Annotated in this window: 16 protein-coding genes and 1 pseudogene; 12 read left to right on the top strand and 5 right to left on the bottom strand. The window is 71.6% G+C overall.

The features are described from left to right. Positions 1–159 precede the first annotated feature (159 nt). Complete coding sequence (locus ACFVTC_RS40855) at positions 160–402, top strand: hypothetical protein (RefSeq protein WP_168531061.1); 243 nt, start codon at positions 160–162, stop codon at positions 400–402. A gap of 238 nt (positions 403–640) precedes the next feature. Here the strand turns inward: ACFVTC_RS40855 and ACFVTC_RS40850 are convergent, their stop codons facing one another. After that, positions 641–1,423: a 4'-phosphopantetheinyl transferase gene (locus tag ACFVTC_RS40850; RefSeq protein WP_390134646.1), complete on the bottom strand. Its 783-nt coding sequence runs from the start codon at positions 1,421–1,423 to the stop codon at positions 641–643. Further along, a complete protein-coding gene (locus tag ACFVTC_RS40845) occupies positions 1,371–2,279 on the bottom strand; it encodes a metallophosphoesterase (protein ID WP_365218164.1) in 909 nt (302 codons plus the stop codon). The genes ACFVTC_RS40850 and ACFVTC_RS40845 overlap by 53 nt, the downstream gene beginning before the upstream one ends. Before the next feature lie 289 nt (positions 2,280–2,568). Here ACFVTC_RS40845 and ACFVTC_RS40840 point away from each other — a divergent pair, with 289 nt between their 5' ends. Together ACFVTC_RS40840 and ACFVTC_RS40835 are read left to right on the top strand one after the other, a co-directional pair. Next, the gene (locus ACFVTC_RS40840) at positions 2,569–3,765 is read left to right on the top strand and encodes an ATP-grasp domain-containing protein (RefSeq protein ID WP_390134644.1); all 1,197 of its coding nucleotides are present in this window, start codon (positions 2,569–2,571) and stop codon (positions 3,763–3,765) included. Between the two features lie 254 nt (positions 3,766–4,019). Beyond that, the gene (locus ACFVTC_RS40835; protein WP_390134642.1) at positions 4,020–5,708 is read left to right on the top strand and encodes a carbohydrate binding domain-containing protein; all 1,689 of its coding nucleotides are present in this window, start codon (positions 4,020–4,022) and stop codon (positions 5,706–5,708) included. Between the two features lie 55 nt (positions 5,709–5,763). On the opposite strand, the gene ACFVTC_RS40830 is transcribed toward ACFVTC_RS40835, so the two are convergent. Beyond that, positions 5,764–7,101, bottom strand: a complete 1,338-nt coding sequence (locus ACFVTC_RS40830) for a 6-phospho-beta-glucosidase (protein WP_390134639.1) — start codon at positions 7,099–7,101, stop codon at positions 5,764–5,766. Positions 7,102–7,120: 19 nt separating this feature from the next. Further along, entirely contained in the window at positions 7,121–7,315 is a 195-nt protein-coding gene (locus tag ACFVTC_RS40825; RefSeq protein WP_390134637.1) for a hypothetical protein, read from the bottom strand. 405 nt (positions 7,316–7,720) lie between these two features. Between ACFVTC_RS40825 and ACFVTC_RS40820 the strand changes: the two genes are divergently transcribed. From ACFVTC_RS40820 to ACFVTC_RS40805, 4 genes are all read left to right on the top strand, one after another. Further along, positions 7,721–9,565 carry a LamG-like jellyroll fold domain-containing protein gene (locus tag ACFVTC_RS40820; RefSeq protein ID WP_390134635.1) on the top strand — a complete coding sequence of 615 codons (1,845 nt, stop codon included), beginning with the start codon at positions 7,721–7,723 and terminating at the stop codon, positions 9,563–9,565. A 19-nt stretch (positions 9,566–9,584) separates the two neighbouring features. Further along, complete coding sequence (locus ACFVTC_RS40815; protein ID WP_390134634.1) at positions 9,585–11,255, top strand: histidinol-phosphatase; 1,671 nt, start codon at positions 9,585–9,587, stop codon at positions 11,253–11,255. A gap of 414 nt (positions 11,256–11,669) precedes the next feature. Then, positions 11,670–12,503 (top strand): IclR family transcriptional regulator, encoded by an 834-nt coding sequence (locus ACFVTC_RS40810; RefSeq protein ID WP_390134710.1) that lies wholly within the window; start codon positions 11,670–11,672, stop codon positions 12,501–12,503. A gap of 401 nt (positions 12,504–12,904) precedes the next feature. After that, on the top strand, positions 12,905–14,302 hold the full coding sequence (locus ACFVTC_RS40805) for a glycoside hydrolase family 16 protein (RefSeq protein ID WP_390134632.1): 1,398 nt from the start codon (positions 12,905–12,907) through the stop codon (positions 14,300–14,302). A 72-nt stretch (positions 14,303–14,374) separates the two neighbouring features. Here the strand turns inward: ACFVTC_RS40805 and ACFVTC_RS40800 are convergent, their stop codons facing one another. After that, positions 14,375–15,283, bottom strand: coding sequence for a helix-turn-helix domain-containing protein (locus ACFVTC_RS40800; RefSeq protein WP_390134630.1), 909 nt, complete (start codon positions 15,281–15,283; stop codon positions 14,375–14,377). 146 nt (positions 15,284–15,429) lie between these two features. On the opposite strand from ACFVTC_RS40800, the gene tkt reads away from it, so the two are divergent. From tkt to ACFVTC_RS40775, 5 genes and pseudogenes are all read left to right on the top strand, one after another. Then, the gene (gene tkt, locus ACFVTC_RS40795; RefSeq protein ID WP_390134627.1) at positions 15,430–17,529 is read left to right on the top strand and encodes a transketolase; all 2,100 of its coding nucleotides are present in this window, start codon (positions 15,430–15,432) and stop codon (positions 17,527–17,529) included. Positions 17,530–17,548: 19 nt separating this feature from the next. Then, positions 17,549–18,694, top strand: a complete 1,146-nt coding sequence (gene tal / locus ACFVTC_RS40790; RefSeq protein WP_390134625.1) for a transaldolase — start codon at positions 17,549–17,551, stop codon at positions 18,692–18,694. Continuing rightward, positions 18,691–20,355 carry a glucose-6-phosphate dehydrogenase gene (gene zwf / locus ACFVTC_RS40785; protein ID WP_390134623.1) on the top strand — a complete coding sequence of 555 codons (1,665 nt, stop codon included), beginning with the start codon at positions 18,691–18,693 and terminating at the stop codon, positions 20,353–20,355. Before tal ends, zwf begins: the two co-directional genes overlap by 4 nt. Beyond that, complete coding sequence (opcA, locus tag ACFVTC_RS40780; protein WP_390134621.1) at positions 20,352–21,287, top strand: glucose-6-phosphate dehydrogenase assembly protein OpcA; 936 nt, start codon at positions 20,352–20,354, stop codon at positions 21,285–21,287. The genes zwf and opcA overlap by 4 nt, the downstream gene beginning before the upstream one ends. Beyond that, positions 21,280–21,584 (top strand): annotated as a pseudogene (locus tag ACFVTC_RS40775) (glucose-6-phosphate isomerase); the annotation flags it as partial. The gene opcA and the pseudogene ACFVTC_RS40775, both read left to right, overlap by 8 nt.

The following is a 21,584-nucleotide window of genomic DNA, read 5'->3' as shown; positions in this document are numbered from 1 at the left end:
TAGGGCTCCTGTCCCACGAGGGATTTCCGTGAGGTTTCGCCTCCGCTAAGCGGGCGAACCCCCGCACATCGAAACGGCATTGTCAGTGGTGGACGGCAAGCTGGGGTCACGTAGTGCCACGCACCGCTCACGACCAGCCGACCCGGGGAGAGCCGTCCGATGCCGACCGCCGTACTGACCGACCACGAACGCGCCGCCGTGCAGGCCTATCTGCGTCTCCTCCAGACCGTACGGGCCGCCTTCGACGGTACGCCGGACACGCACCGGCCGCCTGTGGTGGCGCCGTCCGCGCTCGCGGAGGCGGAGCGGGCGCTGGCGGCGGCCGGACTCGCGGGCAACGAGGAGGAGTTCTTCCGGCTCCTGCACCGCTGGTGTCCGGAGCCCGGCGGGCGGCTGCCCTGAGGCCCCGCGCTCCGGGCGGAGCACCCGGGCGGGCGCCGCGGCACGACCCGGGCGGGGCTCGCGTGAGGACAGCCCGGTCACGGGACGGCGGACCCGGCCATGAGGAAGGCGGACCCGGCCGCAGAGTGGGCTGTCCCCGTCGCGGAAAGGACTCCCCGGCCGCGGGGAAGGACATCGCCTCGGCCACGGGAGAGGTTGCCCCAGGCCGCCGGCACCCCGGGGGGCCGGCCTCCTCGTCCTATACCGCGCCCGTTCCGCCGTGGGGCACCGTGACGGCCGTGGCCAGCAGGCCCTGCCGGACGGTCCAGCGTCCGTCGAAGGACTGGATCCGGCGCCCGCCGACCGGCGGTCCCGGTACCAGGAGAGCGGCCCGGAATCCGCCGGAGCGTTCGGGACCGCCGGTGACGGGACCCCGCGGAGAGTCCCTGGACACCGGGTCCCCGGGCGCGAAAGCCCCCGCTCCGGTGCCGTGCGGTGCCGGGCCGCCGTCCTCGAAGAGGTCGATGTCCGCCTCCAGGAAGTCCAGCCACCGCCCCATGAGGGGGAACCACGCCTTGTAGACCGACTCCTTGGCGCTGAAGAGCAGCCGGTCCCAGTGCACGGACTGGTCCCGCTCCGCCAGCCGGCGCAGGCGGTCGAGCTCGGTGGGCAACGCCACCGAGGCGATGACGTCCTCGGGCAGTTCCTGGTGCGGTTCGGCGTCGATACCGAGGGAGGCCAGGTCACCGGCGTGGGCGAGGGACGCGGCGCAGTAGCCCTCGCAGTGCGTCATGCTGCCGATCAGCCCCGCGGGCCAGACCGGCGCTCCGCTGTCCCCGCGCGGAATGGCGCGCGGGGCCACCCCGAGCTTCTCCATGGCCTGCCGGGCACAGCCGCGTACGGCGGCGAACTCACTGCGCCGTTTGTGTACGAACGTGACCGCGAGCGCCTCTTCCTCGGGATACAGCCGCGTGCCCTCGGCCGCGTCGTCACCGAGCGCCTCCACGCTCACGACCGAGTCCGGGAGCAGCTCCTCGATCACCGGTTCCGACCTCCATCGGCAGTATGCGGCGCAGTGTTCCCGGCGGCCCCGGGCGGGGGCGCCACTCACGGGGGTAGCCCACCGAGACCTCTTCGAAGCGGACGCCCTCGTGATGGGTGGTCCGCGGGATGTGAAGGTGACCGTAGACCATGACCTCGACGCGGAACCGGCGGTGCCAGTCCGCGGTCAGCCCGGTGCCGCACCACATCGCGAACTCGGGGTAGCGCAGGACGTCGGTCGGGTGGCGGTCCAGCGGATAGTGGTTGACCAGCACCGTGGGCAGGTCGTCGGGCAGCTCGGTGAGCCTGCGCTCCGTCTCGGCGACCCGGGCCCGGCACCATGCCTCGCGGCTCTGATACGGGTCGGGGTGCAGGGTGTACTCGTCGGTGCAGATCACCCCGGTCTTCTCCGCGTACGCCATGCCCTCGTCCTTGGTCGCGCACCCCGGCGGCAGGAACGAGTAGTCGTAGAGCAGGAAGAGGGGAGCCACGACGACAGGGCCGCCCGGCCCGTCCCAGACGGGGTACGGGTCCTCGGGCGTCGTGACGCCCAGCTCCCGGCAGAGGGCCACGAGGTGCTCGTAGCGCTCCACACCGCGCAGCGTCACGGTGTCCTTGGGATGGGTCCACAGCTCGTGGTTGCCCGGCACCCAGACGACCTTGCGGAAGCGTCCGGCGAGTGTCTCGAGGGCCCAGCGGATGTCGGCCACGGTCTCCGAGACGTCACCGGCCACCAGGAGCCAGTCGTCGTCCGTCGAGGGGCGCATCTCCTCGACCAGGGCGCGGTTCTCCGGATACCCGATGTGCAGGTCGCTGATGGCCAGCAGGTTTCCGTGTCCGCCGGCCGTCGACCGCACCCTCGCCACCTCCGAGAAAAGGACTGGAAACACAAGAACACATTCACCCTCGCGGGACAAGAACGGACCGCGCGCGGCGAGGTCCTGTCGCGGCCCGGGGGGCCCGGTGCCGCGTCCCGGGAATTCCGTAACAGGCCCGTAGCACCACTGCGGTCCCGCTCCCCTTATGATCGCCCCAACACGGCCGCCATGAACCTACCTTGGCGTACGGCGGCTTGGTGTTCCTCCCTCCCCCTTGGCCGGGCACGGCCCGCTCCGCCGTGCCCGGGAACCGTGAAAGGCGGCCTGCATGGTCTCTCGCGTACGCGTCTGGCTCAACCGCACGTACGCGGAGAACGTGTTCTTCATGGACCAGCTGCGAAGTAATCCGCAGCGCCGCGCGGTCGAGATCCATGCCACGCACGGTGATCCCGACTCCCCCGTGCTGGCGGCCGCCGACACCGCCGCCATGGAGCCGGACGGTCTCTCCCCCGCCGCCTATGTCGAGTACGCGCTCGACCAGTGCGCGCGGCACTCCATCGACGTGTTCGTGCCGGTCCTGCACCAGCCGGCGATCGTGGCGCACCGCGCGGAGTTCGCCGCGCTGGGCACGGCTCTGCTGGCGCCGACCGTCGAGGCCGTGGCCGTCTTCCAGGACAAGGCCACCGCGTACCGGGCGGTGGAGGCCGTGGGCGTGCCGGTGCCTCCGTGGTGGCGGGTGCGTACCCCGGAGGAACTGGTGGCGGCGGTCGAGGTGCTGGAGGCCGACGGCCACCGCGCCTGTTTCAAGCCCGCGGCGGGCGCGGGCGGGGTGGGCTTCCGCGTCCTGACACGGACCCCCTTCACGATGATGCATCTCAACGGGTTCCCGAGCCCGTACGTGCCGCTCGACCTGGTGGTGGAGGCGATGCGGCAGTCCGAGGAGCCCGTCGACTGGCTGGTCATGCCGCGCCTGGCGGAGCCGGAGGTGTCCGTGGACTGCCTGACCGGTCCGGACGGCCGGGTCCGGATGGCGGTGGGGCGCACCAAGAACGGGCGACGCCGGGGTTTCACGCTCCACCCTTCGTGGATCGAGCCCGCGCGGCTGCTCGCGGAGGCGTTCGGGCTGCACTATCTGACGAACATCCAGTTCCGTATGTTCGGCGACGAGCCGGTTCTGATGGACGTCAACACCCGTCCGGCGGGCGGTCTGCACCAGCTCGCCCAGTGCGGCGTCAACGCCCCTTGGGCAGCTGTGCAGTTGGCACTCGGTGAGGAGACGGGCGAACTGGTGCCGGCGGCGCTCGCGCCGGACTACACCGTGGTGGCGGGGCCGCGTCCGGTGCGCCCGGTGACGGTGCCGCAGCAGCGCACCGAGTCCCACACTCCCGCCCCTGCCGCCGCTCCCGCCCCCACGCTCCCGGCCGTCCCGGCCCCGGCGGCGGAGGTCGCCACGGCACCGGTCACGGCGTCCGCCGCCGCGTCCGCGTCCACGGGTGCGAGCAGCGCCGCCGTGGCTCCCGCCTGACCGACGCCGCGCCCGTCGTCGCGGGCCGCCCCGCCCCACCGACTTCGCCCTCTCCTTCACCGTCTCCCCCTCCGGCGCCCTCTCCGTTCCCCTCGTTCTCCCCGGCCCGCTTCTCCACTCCCCTCGTGTCCCCTGTCGGCCCACCGGTCCGGACCAGTTCTCGCACAGCGTCTTGACAGCGCGATTGGTCCATACCAACTTGGTTGCGCACCTCTCAGCACTCCCGAACACCCCCATTTATTCAGGGAGATCGCGTGCGCATCACCGACCTCGGACGTTCCAGACGTCGCTTCTTCGCTCTGCTCGGCACCGCCGCCCTGGCCCTGGCCGGGGCGGTCGCCCTCCCCACCACGGCCCAGGCGGCCAACATCCTGTCCAATCCCGGCCTCGAGTCGGGCACTCTCTCCCCCTGGTCCTGTACGGGGAACCTCGGCTCGGTCGTCTCCAGTCCCGTGCACGGGGGCTCCAAGGCCCTCGCGGGCGCGGTGAGTTCGAGTGACAACGCTCAGTGCGGCCAGACCGTCTCGGTGCAGCCGAACACCACGTACAGCCTCTCGGGCTGGGTGCGCGGCAACTATGTCTACCTCGGCGTGGACGGCGGTGCCTCGACCTGGACCACCTCCCCGTCGGCGTACAGCCGGCTCTCCGTGTCCTTCACCACCGGCGCCTCGCAGACCAGCGCCAAGATCTATGTCCACGGCTGGTACGCGCAGGGCACCTACTACGCCGACGACATCAGCCTGGACGGTCCGGGCGGCGGGGGCGGCTCCGACACCCAGGCGCCGACCACGCCGACGAACCTGACCTCCACCGGCAAGACCTCGTCGAGCGTGTCGCTGTCGTGGGGCGCCTCGAGCGACAACGTCGGCGTCAGCGCGTACGACGTCTACAGCGGCTCGAACCAGGTGCTCAGCGTCTCCGGCACCAGCGCCACGGTCAGCGGGCTGTCGCCGAGCACGGCGTACACCTTCACGGTCAAGGCTCGGGACGCGGCCGGGAACACCTCCGCGGCCTCGAACTCGGTGAGCGTGACGACGAGCGCGGGCGGTGGCGGCCCCACCGGCTTCAAGCAGGCCGCGCCCTACCTCTACCTCGGCTGGGGCGACCCGCCGAGCGCGACCTCGGTGATGAGCTCGACCGGGGTCAAGTGGTTCACGATGGCGTTCATGCTCGACTCGGGCGGCTGCAACCCCGCCTGGGACAGCAGCCGGCCGCTGACCGGCGGCACCGACCAGACCGTCATCAACCAGATCCGCTCCGCGGGCGGTGACGTCGTCCCGTCGTTCGGCGGCTGGCAGGGCAGCAAGCTCGGCGCCAACTGCTCCTCCGCCGGTGCGCTGGCGGGCGCGCTGCAGAAGGTGATCGACGCCTATGGCCTCAAGGCGATCGACATGGACGTCGAGAACACCGACGAGTTCGAGAACGAGGCCGTCCAGGCGAAGATCCTGACCGCGCTGAAGACCGTGAAGGCCAACAACCCCGGCCTGCGCACGATCGTCACCTTCGGCACCTCGACGACCGGTCCGACGTACTACGGCAACCGGCTCATCGAGCAGGCGCAGTCCCTCAACGCGGGCATCGACGTCTTCACCATCATGCCGTTCGACTTCGGCGGCGGCTCCGACATGTACAACAACACCGTCAACGCCACCGAGGGGCTGAAGGCCAAGCTGAAGTCGACCTTCGGCTGGGACGACGCCACCGCGTACTCCCACATCGGCATCTCCGGCATGAACGGCCTGTCCGACCAGCAGGAGAACACGACGCCTGCCATCTGGACCTCGATCCGTGACTGGGCCAACACCCACCACATCGCCCGGCTCGCCTACTGGGCGGTCAACCGTGACCGGCCCTGCCCCGGGGGCGGCGTGGTGAGCAACTGCTCGGGCATCAGCCAGAACACCTGGCAGTTCACCTCCATCACCGCCGGGTTCACCGGCTGACACCTCCTCCACGGGGGTACCCGGCCGTCACCCGGCCGGGTACCCCCACCCGCGCTCACCCGAGGTACGCCAGACCGGGGTGGACCGAGGTGTATCCGTCGACCAGTCGCCGGGCCACGTTCACCGAGTCCACCAGCGGGTGGAGGGCGAAGGCCTTGACGGCGGTCGTGCGCGAGCCGGACTCCGCCGCGGACAGCACCTCACGCTCCACCGCCTTGACCGAGCACACCAGTCCGGTGGCGTGGCCCGGCAGGGGGGCGACCGAGACGGGGTGCGCGCCGTTGGCGTCGACGAGGCAGGGCACCTCGACGACCGCGTCCGCGTCCAGCACCGCGAGGGTGCCGCGGTTGCGGACGTTGAGGATCAGGGTGGTGCGCTCGTCGCGGGCGATGGCCCGCATCAGCGCGAGCGCCACCTTCTCGTAGCCGCCGGAGAGATCGTCGGCGGCGCGCTCGCCCGCGCCGGCCGCGTCCCGGTTCTCGGCCATGTAAGTGGCCTCGCGTTCGGCCCGGGTGCGGTCCCAGGCGGTGAGCGCGGCGGTGTCCGGGCGCTTCATCTCCTCGTAGAACCGCCCCTGCTGGTCGCGCAGGAACGCGCCGCGCGTCTTCTCCGCGCGCTGGTAGGCGCTGACGGCTTCCCGGTTGAAGTAGTAGTAGTGCAGGTACTCGTTCGGGACGGCGCCCAGGGAGCGCAGCCAGTCGACGCCGAAGAGTTTGCCCTCCTCGAAGGAGCCGAGCAGTTCGGGATCGGCGAGCAGCCGCGGCAGTTCGTCCCTGCCCCCGACGCGCAGCCCCCGTACCCAGCCGAGGTGGTTGAGCCCCACGTAGTCGATGAATGCCTCGCGGGGGTTCGCGCCCAGGACGGTGGCGATCCGGCGGCCGAGGCCGACGGGCGAGTCGCAGATGCCGATCACGCGGTCGCCGAGGTGGCGGGACATGGCCTCGGTGACCAGACCGGCCGGGTTGGTGAAGTTGATGACCCAGGCGTCGGGGGCGAGCCGGGCCACCCGCCGGGCGATGTCGACGGCGACCGGCACCGTGCGCAGGCCGTACGCGATGCCGCCGGCGCCGACCGTCTCCTGGCCGAGGACCCCCTCTTCGAGGGCGACCCGCTCGTCCGCCGCCCGGCCCTCCAGGCCGCCGACCCGGATCGCCGAGAAGACGAAGTCGGCGCCGCGCAGAGCGTCGTCGAGGTCGGTGGTGAAGGACACCTCGGGGGCGTCGGCGTCCCCCGCGGCCTGCTCGTTCAGCACACGGGCGACGGCCGTCAGCCGTTCCGCGTCCACGTCGTGCAGGACGACACGGGTGACGCGGCCCTCGGCGCGGTCCCCGAGGAGTGCCCCGTACACGAGCGGCACGCGGAATCCGCCGCCGCCCAGAATCGTCAGCCTCACGCCGTCTCCGCCTTTCCTGTCAGGACCACGTGCACGCCCGCTTCTTCCGACGAGGACCGTGTCCGTCACCGGTCCGGATCACGGCGCGCTCGACCGGTTCCTCGATCACGGTGGTGTCCATGACCTGTCCGCCCGCGCAGATCCCGCTGGTGCCGGGGAAGATCCGGTCGACGTGCGAACGATACTCGTCGCGTTCACGCACTTCGGTGATCAACCATGCCTGACTCCTGCAGGATTGTCGCGATGCGCGCACGGCCCTGATCGCCGCTCGCGGCACACCCCGGTCATCGCGAGCACTCGCACGTCGTCGACGACGGCGAGGGCACGCTCGGCGACCACCGGGAGGCCATCGACTCCACCCCGGGGCTTCAGTGCGGTTTCATCCGGGGGCCCTGGGACCACGGCATTCTTCGACGCGTGAACGACGGAGGACCGGCCGGCACGGCCCCCGCGCCGGCGGGCCGGGGGGCTCGACACCGCCCGCCCCGGCCTCGGCGCGGCCGCCCGCGGGCCCGACGTCCGCACCCTCGGCTCGTCCGGGTCCGCGCCCGGCGCCGACCGTGGACGCCGCACCGCTCCAACCTCACTCCCGGCCCACCTTCTTCCCGATGGAGCAGACGTGTGCACTTCGCATGACGCGACACCGACCGAGCACGCCGATGCCGGCAGACGCGGCTTCCTGCGGGCCACGGCTCTGCTCGGCGCCGCGACCGCGGCCGCCACCCTGCCGGCGGCCACCGCCCGCGCCGCGACCGCCTCGGCGGGGACGGGCCATCGGCCCGACCCGGACAGCCGGCGCTTCACCCTCGCCGTCATGCCCGACACCCAGTACCTCTTCGACGGGCCGCGCATCAACCCCGCGCCGGTCGAGGCCTCGTTGCGCTACCTGCTGGAGCACGGGAAGGACGAGAACATCGTCTTCCTCACGCACCTGGGCGACCTCACCGAGCACGGCGCGCAGGCCGAGTTCGACGCGGCGGGCAAGGCGTTCGAGCTGCTCGACCGGCACGGTGTGGGCTACAGCGTGCTCGCGGGCAACCACGACGTCGGGTCCTCCACCGACGACCAGCGCGGCTCCACCCCGTATCTGACGGCCTTCGGACCACGGCGTTTCCGCGCGAGCCACACGTTCGGCGGCGCGTCCCCGGACGGCTACAACACCTTCCACGTCTTCGAGGCGGGGGGCCGCGAGTGGCTCGTCCTCGCCCTGGACTGGCGGTTGTCGGCGCGGGGGTACGCGTGGGCGAAGGACGTCATCGCCCGGCACCCGAGGACCCCCGTCATCCTCACCACCCACGAACTCGTCGTCGAGGACGACACCCTCTCCTCGTACGGCGGGCAGCTCTGGGACGAACTGGTCCACGACCAGGACCAGATCTTCCTGACCCTGAACGGGCACTACTGGCCCGCCGCCCGCGCCACCCGCACGAACGCGGCCGGACACGACGTGCACCTGCATCTGACCAACTATCAGAACCGTTACTACGGCGGGGCGGCGATGATCCGTCTCTACCGCTTCGACCTCGACCGGAACACCATCGACGTCGAGACGATCTCGCCGTGGATCCTGGGCCGGGCCGCCGAGGGGCTCAACGAGCTGGAGCGGCAGGAGATCGAACTCAGCGGCGACGCCGACCGGTTCTCGGTCGCCGTCGACTTCGAGCAGCGGTTCGCGGGCTTCGCACCGGTGCCGTCGCGCCCGTCCCGGCCCGCCGCGCGGATGCTCGTCCGGGGTACGGTCGCGTACTGGCGCTTCGACGGACGCACGGACGGCACGGCGGTCGAGGGGACCGTCCGTGACCTGTCCGGGCACGGCAACGACCTGTCCGTGGTCCCGGTCGGCGGCGGCGCGCTCACCTGGTCGTCCGCGCACCACCCCGACCAGCCGGGACACGGCAGCCTCGCCTTCCAGGGCGGCAGGCCACCACTGGCCGGCGCCTATCTGCGCACGGTCGACGGCGCTCCCCTCAACTCCGCCGTCCTCGAACGCGGTTACACCATCGAGGCCTTCTACCGGCTCCCCGCCGACTGGGACGCCTCCCACCACGCGTGGGCCGCGCTGGTCAGCCGCACCGGGACGGGCGGCGACGCGGGCAAGACCGCCGACGACCCCGACGAGCCCCTCGCCACGCTCTCGCTGTCCGACGGGCCGGGTCCGCAGTGGGCGGCGCGGCCGCTCGACCAGCAGGGCATCGTCACCAACTGGGGCGACGAGACGGCACGCGAGCGGTGGTGGCACGTCGCCGTCGTCAACGACGGCCGGCACACCACGATGTACGTCGAGGGCTGCCCGGTGGCGCGCAATCCGCACACCTCCGCCGTCGGACTCGCCTCGCTCGGGCTGCCCTGGCTGCTCGGCGGCTACGAGTACGCCGGGAAGATCGACCAGATCCTGCACGGCCTGCTCGGCGACGTACGCATCGTCGAACGCGCCCTTCCCGTCACGTCGTTCATGAACCACTGACCGAGGGAGCCACCCGGCCATGACCGAACAGCGCCCGCCTGCCTGGGCCGACCCGTCCGTTTCCCCCGCCCGCCTCGACCCGCAAGGTGTCTCCAGACGCCGACTCCTGTGCCGGGCGGGTCTGTTCGGCGCCGCGTTGGCGGCAGGGCCGCTGGCCGCCCCGGCCGCCGCCCGGGGCCGGGACCTCGGCGGCGACGACCCGTGCCTCGCCTACCTCGTCGGCGACCACCACGTCCACTCCGTGTACAGCCACGACGCGAAGTACACGTTCTCCCAGCTCGCCCGCGCAGGGGCCCGGTACGGCCTGGACTGGATGGTCTTCAACGAGCACGCCAACTTCGGGCACGCCGCCTTCGGCGCGCAGTCGCAGCACCAGGAGATCCTCCGGGCCCGCGCCGAGAACCCGCGCCAGCTGATCTTCCAGGGGCTGGAGTGGTACATCCCGGCCGCCGAGCACGCCACCGTCTTCGCGGCGCCGGGGCCGCACGAGACGGACCTGCTCACCCGCTTCGAACTCGCCTACGACGGCAAGCTGCTGGGCTACACCGAAGGCGCCGCCTCCCATCCGGACACGGCGCGCAACGAGGCACACGCGGTCGAGGCCATCCGGTGGCTCGCCGAGCAGCGCCGCACCGGATACGTCGACGACGTACTCGTCCTGGCCAACCACCCGCTGCGCCTGGGCATCGACTCCCCGCACGAGATGCGCGGCTGGCGGGACGCGGCACCCGAGGTCATGATCGGTATGGAGGGCGCGCCGGGCGCCCAGGGCGGCGGCATCCCGGGCTGGGTCGGCTCGGGGCAGCAGCGCGGCGAGTACACCAACAAGCCGTCCGGGAGCTCCTGGCCGGGTTACGCCGAGGACGCCTACGTCCTGTACGGCGGTTTCGACTGGATGACCGCGACCGTGGGCGGCATGTGGGACGCGATGCTCGCCGAGGGCAGGCTCTTCACGATCACCACCAACTCCGACGTGCACCGCGTCGTCTTCGACACCTGGAGGAACGGCGACTGGGCACCCGGGCGGAACTTCGACAACACCGGGCGCCTCCCGGACCCCGTCGACACCCATACCCCGCAGCCGGGCGGCGACTTCTGGCCCGGCCAGTTCAGCCGCACCCACGTGGGCGTGACCCGCTACGACCACCGCGCCGTGATGGCCGGACTGCGCGCGGGCCGGGTCTGGCTCGACCACGGCCATCTCCTGGACGGCCTCGACGTCCGGCTGAAGCGGGACCGCGATCACGGACACGGCGTGACGACGGGCGGCCGGCTGCGCGCCCGCGCGGGCGAGAAGCTCACCCTGGCGGTCACCGTGACCACCGCCTCGCGCCCCAACCCCCACGACATCCTGCCGAAGTTGGCCCACGTCGACGTCATCCGCGGCGCGGTGCGCGGCCCGGCGGCCGACCGCGACGACTGGCGGGCGCCGGACACCGGAGTGGTACGGACGCTGGACGTGGACGGCCGCAAGGGGACCTACACCCTGCGCGTTCCGCTGGTCGCCGGTGACGAGTCCTTCTACGTCCGGCTGCGCGGCAGCGACGGCAACCGCCACGGCGTGGGCTACCTCGGCGCCTCGGTCGACCCGCACGGCCCGATACCGCACGTGCCCGGAGACGGTGATCCCTGGGTCGACACCTGGTTCTACACGAACCCCGTCTTCGTCGATGTGGTGGGCGGGCGCTGAGGCCCCGCGTCCGCCACGTGATCCGGACGGCGGGCCCCGGGAGTACGGCAGGCCCCAGGAGCTTTGTGGCCACGCTCGTGGTGGGCGACGACCAGTGGGGGCTGCGGGGGTGAACCGCCGGGGTGGGCAGGCGCGGCACGGACGGGGGCAACCATTACGTGCGCCCGTCATTGTTGCCGACCCGCCGGCGCGGCATGCTGTGCGCAGTACGGACGATCCGCCCCCGCCCGGGGCCCGGCCCAGGGAGCCCGCCATCACAGGCCGTAGCGTGCCACCGAGGATGCGGGTCCCCGTGTGACCGGTGATCCGCTCCCGCCCGCCGGCCCAGGCCGAGCGGACCACCCCGCTCGCTCCCCGGCGACGGATCGCGGAACCCGGACCGGGCGCACGAGCCCGCTCTCGGCGCCCGACCGGCTGCTCGCCGTGCTCGCCGCCTTCGACCACGAGCACCCGGCGCTGTGCCTCACGGACATCAGCCGGCGGGCCGGGCTCACCCTCACCACCGCGCACCGGCTGGTGGGCGCGCTCAGTGCGTGGGGCGCGCTGGAACGGGACGAGGACGGCGCCTACCACGTGGGGCTGCGCCTGTGGGAGATCGCGACCCTGGCTCCCCGCGGCCTCGCGCTGCGGCAGGCCGCGCTGCCGTACCTGGAGGACCTGTACGAGGCCACGCACGAGAACGTGCAGATGGCGGTCCGAGACGGCCCTGAGGTCGTGTACATCGAGTGGCTCTCCGGACGCTCCGCGGTGGGCGTCCGCATCCAGGTCGGCGCCCGCTGGCCGCTGCACGCGACGGGCGTCGGCCTCGCGCTGCTCGCGCACGGCGATCCGGGGTTCCAGGAGGCTTACTGCCGTGGTCCGTTGACCGCGTTCACCCCGCACACGATCACCGACGGGGCACGGTTGCGCCGTGAGCTCGCCGAGGTGCGCCGTACCGGCGTGGCGGTGAGCAGCCGTCAGGTCACCGACGACGCCGTGTCCGTCGCCGCTCCGGTGCGCGGGACGGGCGGGGCGGTGGTCGCGGCGGTGTCGGTCGTGGTCCCCTGGCACGACCGGCAGATACCGGCCCTGGTTCCGGCGGTCCGGCTGGCGGCGCGCGGGATCTCGCGGGCGCTGGGATGGCAGCCCCGGCCGGAGCCGCCGGCCCGCACGGGGACGGGGTCGGCCGGCCCGGCGCGGGCCGAGTTCGGGCCCGCGGGACGGCCGTACGGGGCTGCCCCGGGCCCGGAGTCGAAGACCGGCGCCTGATCACCCCCGCACCCGTGAGAACCCCGCCGTACGCGGCCGGGACGCGGGGGCGCTCGCCAGAGGGACCCGGAGGGAGTCCTCGGCCGTCGGGCTCGGTGAGGTGGCGGCCGTGACCAACCCGGGCGGACGGACCGTCGATGCGTCCAACGGCCTCAGCCACCTCAGCGACCTCGACGGCTGAAAACCGTCCCGGTCGGGCCCGAAGGCGGGGAGGGCCTTCTGAACGATGTCCCGTAATCCCCCCTTCATGGCGTGAACTCCCTTGTGGCACAAGGAGTTTCTCGGTTTTACCTCTTGACGGTGCGAGTGGCGGGGAGCACATTGGCCGACGCACTCTGAGAGCGCTCTCAGAGTGCGTCGGCAGCACCCGCGCACCCCCACCCCGTACCTGAGAGGCACCCATGCGTGAACCCTCCGGCACCCTCGCAAGACGCGGCCCCCTGCGGCGCAGCCTGGTGGCCGTCCTCGGCACCCTGAGCCTGGTGGCGGCCGCCGCCGCGGCCGCCACCCTCCCCGCGAACGCGTCCGCGCCCACTCCCCCCTCCGGCTGGTCCCAGGTCTTCGTCGACGACTTCAACGGAGCGGCCGGAACCGGCGTCAACACTTCCAACTGGCAGTACGACACCGGGACCAGCTATCCCGGCGGCGCCGCCAACTGGGGCACCGGCGAGGTCGAGACGATGACCTCCAGCACCAGCAACGTCGCCCTGGACGGCAACGGCAACCTGCTGATCACCCCGCGCCGCGACGCCGCGGGCAACTGGACCTCGGGCCGCATCGAGACCACCCGCACCGACTTCCAGCCGCCGGCCGGCGGCAAACTGCGCGTCGAGTCGCGGCTCCAGATGCCGAACGTGACCGGCGCCGCCGCCAAGGGATACTGGCCCGCCTTCTGGGCGCTGGGCGCGCCCTATCGCGGCAACTACCAGAACTGGCCGAGCGTCGGCGAGCTGGACATCATGGAGAACGTCCAGGGCCTCAACACCGAGTGGGCCACTATGCACTGCGGCACCAATCCGGGCGGCCCGTGCAACGAGACGAGCGGCATCGGCGGCAACACCCCCTGCGCGGGCACGACCTGCCAGGCCGGTTTCCACACGTACGCGATGGAGTGGGACAGGTCGACGAGCCCCGAGGAGATCCGTTTCTACCTCGACGGTGTCAACTTCCACACGGTGAAGGCGAACCAGGTGGACGCGGCGACCTGGGCCAACGCCACCAACCACGGCTACTTCGTCATCCTGAACGTGGCGATGGGCGGCGGCTTCCCGGGCGCGTTCGGCGGCGGTCCCGACGGCGGCACGGTGCCGGGTCACCCGCTGGTGGTGGACTACGTCCAGGTGCTGCAGGCCGGTGGGAGCGGTACCACGCCGCCCCCGACCGGCAACCGCGACGCCTACAGCGCCATCCAGGCCGAGTCGTACGACAGCCAGTCCGGCACCATCGCGGAGACCACCACGGACACCGGCGGCGGCCAGGACATCGGCTCGGTGGCGAACGGCGACTGGGCGCTCTACAAGGGCGTCAACTTCGGCTCCTCGGCGGCCAGGCAGTTCTACGCCCGGGTCGCGAGCGGTGCGGCGAGCGGCGTCAGCGGCCTGGTCGAGGTGCGCCTCGACAGCCGCACGAGCACGCCCGTCGGCAGCTTCGCGGTGGGTGACACCGGTGGCTGGCAGAGCTGGCGGACGGTCCCGGCCAACATCACCGGCGTCACCGGCACCCACGACGTCTACCTGACCTTCACCAGCGGCCAGCCCGCCGACTTCGTGAACGTCAACTGGTTCGACTTCGGCCACTGACAGCGGAGACGATCCGCGCACGGTGAACCGGTGCCGAGGGGGCGGGCCGCACGGCCCGCCCCCTCGGTCGGCTCAGCTCAGCTCCGCCCGGAACACCACCGGGGTCGTCCCCGTGTGCTGGTGGAAGAACTTCGAGAAGTTCGCGGAGTCCGGGAAGCCCACGGCGACGCCGATGCGGCCGATGGGCATCCCGGTGTGCGCCAGCAGTCGCTTGGCCTCCAGGATCACCCGCTTGTCGATGAAGCCCTTCGGCGTCTGTCCGGTGGCGGTGCGCACCGCGCGCACCAGGGTGCGGCGGGAGTAGCCGAGGGCGTCGGCGTACGCGCTGACGCTGTGGTTGGTGGCGAAGCCCTTCTCGACCGCGTCCCGGAAGCGGGTGAAGGTGGTGTCGGTGCGTTCGCGGTCGGCCTCGGCGGAGCTGGCCGCGAGGTGGGAGAGGCGGAGCAGGAACGCGGTGAGGGAGTGCCGCAGCACCGCGGTGTGCAGGCTGAGCGGCAGCGTGGTCGTGTCGACGTACTCGCGCTCCAGCTGGGCCAGCGCGTGCTCCAGGGCGGCGAGCCGCTCGGGGTCGGGGCGCAGCATGGGGGGCAGGTCGTAGCGGTAGAGGCCGGTCGCCTCGACGGTCGCCCTCGGCAGGAAGCCGGGCTGCATGGTCAGGACGGTGCCGCGATAGCGGTCGGTACGGGAGAAGCGGTGCACCTGGCCGGGGCGGATCCACAGGATGTCGCCCGCGGCGACCTCGTACTCGGCGAAGTCGATCATGTGTCGGACCGGGCCCTCGTGGAACAGCATCACGACGTGGAAGTCGATGCGGTGCACGCGCTCCAGGGGCGCGTCCACGTGCCAGGTGTGGCCCGTCCCCATCCCGCCGATCTGCATGCCGACGCCGGAGAGGCTCAGGTCGGTGGGGAAGGGGAAGGTCCTGATCCCGTCCTGGGCCTCTTCGCTCCCGGCACCGCCTTGGGTGGTTCTGTCCGCCATGTCCTTCTCGCGTCGTCTCGGTGCGGCACTGCGTGTCCCACTTTCACCGAAGGCTGACACAGGGGCACCTTTCCCGGCAAAAGTCAGACTTTTAAGTTTGAACGCGTCCGAGCAGTTGAGACGCTTCCCACGAGGACTTCTTGAAGATGAGCACGCAGCAGAGCACCCAGACACCGGACCGTTCCCCGGACGGTCTCGAGTGGACCGAACTCGACCGGCGTGCCGTCGACACCGCTCGTCTTCTGGCGGCGGACGCCGTGCAGCAGGTCGGTAACGGCCACCCCGGCACCGCGATGAGCCTGGCCCCGGCCGCGTACACGATCTTTCAGAAGGTGATGAGGCACGACCCCGCCGACCCGGAGTGGACCGGCCGCGACCGCTTCGTCCTCTCTCCGGGCCACACCTCGCTGACCCTTTACACCCAGCTCTTCCTGTCCGGTTACGAACTGGAACTGGACGACCTCAAGGCGTTCCGGACCCACGGCTCGAAGACGCCGGGCCACCCGGAGTACGGGCACACCGCGGGGGTCGAGACGACGACCGGTCCGCTCGGCCAGGGTGTCGCCAACGCCGTGGGCATGGCGATGGCCGCCCGCTACGAGCGCGGTCTGTTCGACCCCGAGACCCCTCAGGGCGAGTCCCCCTTCGACCACACCATCTGGGCGATCGTCTCGGACGGCGACCTGGAGGAGGGCATCTCCGCCGAGGCATCCTCGCTCGCGGGCCACCAGAAGCTCGGCAACCTCGTCTTCCTCTACGACGACAACCACATCTCCATCGAGGGCGACACCGCGACGGCCTTCTCCGAGGACGTCCTGGGCCGCTACGAGGCGTACGGCTGGCACGTGCAGCGGATCGAGCCCACCGCGGACGGCGACATCGACGTCCACGCGCTCCACACGGCGCTGCGGACGGCGCGGGCCGAGACCGGGCGTCCCTCGATCATCGCGATGCGCACGATCATCGCGTGGCCGGCCCCGAACGCGCGGAACACCGAGGCGTCCCACGGCTCCGCGCTCGGCGCCGACGAGATCGCCGCCACCAAGCGGCTGCTGGGCTTCGACCCCGAACGGTCCTTCCAGGTCGACGCCGATGTGCTGGCGCACACACGGGCCGCCCTCGACCGGGGTGCCGAGGCGCACGCCGTCTGGGACAAGCGGATCGCGGAGTGGCGCACCGCGCAGCCCGAGCGCGCGAAGCTCTTCGACCGCGTCGTCGCCGGCCAGCTCCCCGAGGGCTGGGAGGCCGCGCTGCCGGTGTTCGAGCCCGGTGCCTCCGTCGCGACCCGTGCCGCGTCCGGCGAGGTCCTGCAGGCGCTCGGTGGTGTGCTCCCCGAGCTGTGGGGCGGCTCGGCCGACCTGGCGGGCTCGAACAACACCACCATCGACAAGACCTCCTCCTTCCTGCCGGTGGGCAATCCGCTGCCGGAGGCCGACCCGTACGGCCGTACCGTCCACTTCGGTATCCGTGAGCACTCGATGGCCGCGGAGATGAACGGCATCGCGCTGCACGGCAACACCCGCATCTACGGCGGCACCTTCCTGGTCTTCTCCGACTACATGCGCAACGCCGTCCGGCTGTCCGCGCTGATGCAGCTCCCCGTCACCTACGTCTGGACCCACGACTCGATCGGGCTCGGCGAGGACGGCCCCACCCACCAGCCGGTCGAACACCTCGCCTCGCTGCGCGCGATCCCGGGTCTGAACATCGTGCGCCCGGCCGACGCCAACGAGACGACGGTCGCCTGGGCCGAGATCCTCCGTCGGCACGCCACGAACCCGGCCCCGCACGGTCTGGCGCTCACCCGTCAGGGCGTGCCCACCTACGAGGTCAACGCCGGGGCCGCGAAGGGCGGTTACGTGCTGCGTGAGGCGTCCACCGGGACGCCCGACGTGGTTCTGGTCGCCACCGGTTCCGAGGTGCACCTCGCGGTGGAGGCGCGCGAGCTGCTGGAGGCCGAGGGGGTCGGCACCCGGGTGGTGTCGATGCCGTCCGTCGAGTGGTTCGAGGAGCAGCCGGCCGAGTACCGGCGGAGCGTGCTTCCGCCGTCCGTGAAGGCCCGCGTGGCGGTCGAGGCGGGCATCGGCCTGACCTGGTACCGCTACGTCGGTGACCACGGACGCATTGTCTCGCTGGAGCACTTCGGTGCCTCCGCCGACGCCACGACCCTGTTCGCCGAGTTCGGTTTCACCGCCGAGAACATCGCCGCCGCCGCGCGGGAATCCCTCGCCGCCGCCCGCGGTTGATCCGATCGCACCAAGGAAGATGATCACTGTGACCGAAGCAGCCGCGACCGCGGTAACCCTGAAGCGCCTCTCCGACGAAGGCGTCTCCATCTGGCTGGACGACCTCTCACGGCGGCGCATCGCGTCCGGCAGTCTCGCCGAACTCGTCGAGACCAAGCACGTGGTGGGCGTCACCACCAACCCCTCCATCTTCCAGGCCGCCATCGGCTCGGGCGAGGGCTACGAGGAGCAGCTGGCCGAGCTCGCCGTGCGCGGTGTGACGGTCGACGAGGCCGTCCGGATGATGACCACGGCGGACGTCCGCGCCGCCGCCGACATCCTGCGCCCGGTGTACGACGCGACCGGCGGCCGGGACGGGCGGGTCTCGATCGAGGTCGACCCGCGCCTGGCCCACCACACCACCGCGACCGTCGCCGAGGCCAAGCAGCTGGCCTGGCTGGTGGACCGCCCGAACGTGATGATCAAGATCCCGGCGACCGAGGCCGGTCTCCCGGCGATCACCGAGGTCGTCGGCCTCGGTATCAGCGTCAACGTCACGCTGATCTTCTCGCTGGAGCGCTACCGCCAGGTCATGGACGCCTACCTGGCCGGGCTGGAGAAGGCCCGCGCCGCCGGCGTCGACCTCGCCGGCGTCCACTCCGTCGCCTCCTTCTTCGTCTCCCGCGTCGACAGTGAGATCGACAAGCGGCTGGCGAAGATCGGCACGGACGGGGCGCTGGCCCTCAAGGGCAGGGCGGCGCTGGCCAACGCGCGTCTCGCGTACGAGGCGTACGAGGACGTGTTCGGCGCGTCCCGCTGGACCGCCCTCGCCACGGCGGGCGCCAACAAGCAGCGCCCCCTGTGGGCCTCGACCGGCGTCAAGGACCCGGCGTACAAGGACACGCTGTACGTCGACGAGCTGGTCGCGCCGGGCACGGTCAACACCATGCCCGAGGCGACGCTCGACGCCACCGCCGACCACGGCGACATCCACGGCGACGCGGTGACCGGCGGCTACGCCCAGGCGCGCGCCGACCTCGCGGCCGTCGAGCGGCTCGGGATCTCGTACGACGAGGTCGTCAAGCAGCTGGAGGACGAGGGCGTCGCCAAGTTCGAGGCCGCGTGGGGCGATCTGCTCGACGCGGTGAAGGTCTCGCTGAGCGGAAAGGGAGTCGAGGGGGAATGACCCACAGTGAAGCACTTCCCGACGGTGCCCCGCAGGACGCGGCCGCCACGCCGGAGGGATCCGGTGACCAGGCCGTGGAACCGCGCGCTGTGAAGCCCGCGCCCGCCGCGCCGGGTGCCTCCTCCGAGGCCGGCCCGGACGACTGGGACAACCCGCTGCGCGACCCGCGCGACCGCCGTCTGCCGCGGATCGCGGGCCCCTCCGGTCTCGTCATCTTCGGTGTCACCGGTGACCTCTCCCGCAAGAAGCTGATGCCGGCCGTGTACGACCTCGCCAACCGGGGTCTGCTGCCGCCGGGTTTCTCGCTCCTCGGGTTCGCCCGGCGCGAGTGGGAGGACCAGGACTTCGCGCAGGTGGTGCACGACTCGGTGCGCGAGCACGCGCGGACGGAGTTCCGTGAGGAGGTCTGGCAGCAGCTCGCCGAGGGCATGCGGTTCATCCCGGGCGACTTCGACGACGACGCCGCGTTCAAGCAGCTGAGCGAGGCCGTGCAGGAGCTGGACGCCTCCCGGGGAACCAGCGGCAACTACGCCTTCTACCTCTCGGTACCGCCGAAGTTCTTCCCCAAGGTCGTCCAGCAGCTGAAGAAGCACGGGCTGGCGGACGCGCCGGAGGGTTCCTGGCGGCGCGCGATCATCGAGAAGCCGTTCGGTCACGACCTGGCCAGCGCGCGGGAGCTGAACGCGATCGTGCACGAGGTGTTCGACCCGGAGCAGGTGTTCCGTATCGACCACTACCTCGGTAAGGAGACCGTCCAGAACATCCTGGCGCTCCGCTTCGCCAATCAGATGTACGAGCCGATCTGGAACCGGTCGTACGTCGACCACGTGCAGATCACCATGGCCGAGGACATCGGTATCGGCGGCCGGGCCGGCTACTACGACGGCATCGGCTCGGCCCGTGACGTCATCCAGAACCATCTGCTCCAGCTGATGGCGCTGACCGCGATGGAGGAGCCCATCGCCTTCGACGTCGAGTCGCTGCTGACGGAGAAGCTGAAGGTCCTGAAGTCGGTCAGGCTCCCGGAGAACCTGGGCGAGCACACCGTGCGCGGGCAGTACGCGGCGGCCTGGCAGGGCGGCGAGCGGGTACGCGGCTATCTGCAGGAGGACGGCATCGACCCCGGGTCGACGACCGACACCTACGCGGCCGTCAAGGTGGAGATCGACAACCGCCGTTGGGCGGGCGTCCCGTTCTATCTGCGGACCGGCAAGCGTCTGGGCCGGCGGGTCACCGAGATCGCGGTGGTCTTCCAGCGGGCACCCCACTCCCCCTTCGACTCGACGGCCACCGAGGAGCTGGGCCAGAACGCGATCGTCATCCGCGTCCAGCCCGACGAGGGCATGACGGTCCGCTTCGGTTCGAAGGTGCCGGGTACCTCCATGGAGATCCGGGACGTCTCGATGGACTTCGCCTACGGCGAGTCGTTCACCGAGTCCAGCCCGGAGGCGTACGAACGGCTGATCCTGGATGTCCTGCTCGGCGACGCCAATCTCTTCCCCCGTCACCAGGAGGTGGAAGAGTCCTGGAAGATCCTCGACCCCATCGAGGAGCACTGGGAGACGCACGGCAAGCCCGCGCAGTACCCCTCGGGCAGCTGGGGTCCGAAGGAAGCCGACGAGATGCTCGCACGAGACGGACGGAGCTGGCGCAGGCCATGAAGATCGACCTGACCGACACCACGGCAAGCAAGATCAACAAGGCGCTCGTGCGGGGGCGCCGGGCCATCGGCACCCCCGCCGTGGGCATGGTCCTGACGATGGTCATCGTCACGGACGAGGAGAACGCCTACGACTCGATCAAGGCCGCCGAGGAGGCCTCGCGCGAACACCCCTCGCGCACCCTGGTCGTCATCAAGCGGCACGCCCGCACCCCGCGCGACCGCACCAACTCGCACCTCGACGCCGAGATCCGGGTGGGTGCCGACGCCGGCACGGGTGAGACGGTCGTGCTGCGGACCTACGGCGAGGTGTCCGACCACGCCGACTCCGTGGTGTTGCCACTGCTGCTGCCCGACGCGCCCGTCGTCGTCTGGTGGCCGGTGAACGCGCCCAGCGTGCCCGCCAAGGACCCGCTGGGCGCCCTCGCCCAGCGCCGCATCACCGACATGTACGCCGTGGAGGCCCCGCTCGCGGCCCTGGACGCCCGGGTCTCCTCCTACGCGCCGGGCGACACCGACCTGGCCTGGACGCGGCTGACCCCGTGGCGTTCGATGCTGGCCGCAGCCCTCGACCAGGCCCGGACGAAGGTGACCTCGGCCGCCGTCGAGAGCGAGGCCGACAACCCGAGCGCCGAGCTGCTCGCCCGCTGGCTGGGCGCCCGGCTCGACGTCACGGTCGAGCGGGTCGTCACCGCCGGCCCGGTGGTCACCGCCGTACGGCTCGGCACGGCGGCCGGGGAGATCGTCATCGACCGCCCCGAGGGCCCGCTGGCCACGCTGACCCTGCCCGGACAGCCGCCGCGCACCCTCGCCCTGAAGGTGCGCAGCACTTCCGAACTCATCGCCGAGGAACTGCGCCGCCTCGACGCGGACGAGATGTACGCCATCGCCCTGCGGGGCGAGGGCACCAAGGAGACCTCCCGTCATGCCTGACACCCCCAAGCTCACCCGGCGTCCCGAGTGGGTGGCCCTTGAGGACCACCGCGCGGACGGCATGCTCCACACGCACCTGCGTGACCTGTTCGCCACCGACCCCGCGCGCGCCGAGCGCTATGTCGTACAGGTCGGCGATCTGCGGATCGACTACTCCAAGCACCTGATCACGGACGAGACCCTCGCCCTGCTCCAGGAACTCGCCGTGGCGACGGATGTGTTCGGGCTGCGGGACGCGATGTTCCGTGGTGAGAAGATCAATGTGACCGAGGGGCGTGCGGTTCTGCACACGGCGTT

The sequence above is a fragment of the Streptomyces sp. NPDC057950 genome (genome assembly GCF_042887295.1).
Taxonomy (GTDB): Bacteria; Actinomycetota; Actinomycetes; order Streptomycetales; family Streptomycetaceae; genus Streptomyces; species Streptomyces kaempferi.
The sequence above is the reverse complement of the archived record's forward strand: the minus strand, read 5'-3'. Positions and strand labels throughout refer to the sequence as shown.

Bases quoted from the DNA above. Each gene is read 5' to 3' on its own strand.
- ACFVTC_RS40855 (WP_168531061.1), top strand. From the start codon at position 160: ATGCCGACCGCCGTACTGACCGACCACGAACGCGCCGCCGTGCAGGCC.
- opcA (WP_390134621.1), top strand. From the start codon at position 20,352: ATGAAGATCGACCTGACCGACACCACGGCAAGCAAGATCAACAAGGCG.
- tkt (WP_390134627.1), top strand. From the start codon at position 15,430: ATGAGCACGCAGCAGAGCACCCAGACACCGGACCGTTCCCCGGACGGT.
- ACFVTC_RS40815 (WP_390134634.1), top strand. From the start codon at position 9,585: ATGACCGAACAGCGCCCGCCTGCCTGGGCCGACCCGTCCGTTTCCCCC.
- ACFVTC_RS40800 (WP_390134630.1), bottom strand. From the start codon at position 15,283: ATGGCGGACAGAACCACCCAAGGCGGTGCCGGGAGCGAAGAGGCCCAG.
- zwf (WP_390134623.1), top strand. From the start codon at position 18,691: ATGACCCACAGTGAAGCACTTCCCGACGGTGCCCCGCAGGACGCGGCC.
- tal (WP_390134625.1), top strand. From the start codon at position 17,549: ATGATCACTGTGACCGAAGCAGCCGCGACCGCGGTAACCCTGAAGCGC.
- ACFVTC_RS40805 (WP_390134632.1), top strand. From the start codon at position 12,905: ATGCGTGAACCCTCCGGCACCCTCGCAAGACGCGGCCCCCTGCGGCGC.
- ACFVTC_RS40840 (WP_390134644.1), top strand. From the start codon at position 2,569: ATGGTCTCTCGCGTACGCGTCTGGCTCAACCGCACGTACGCGGAGAAC.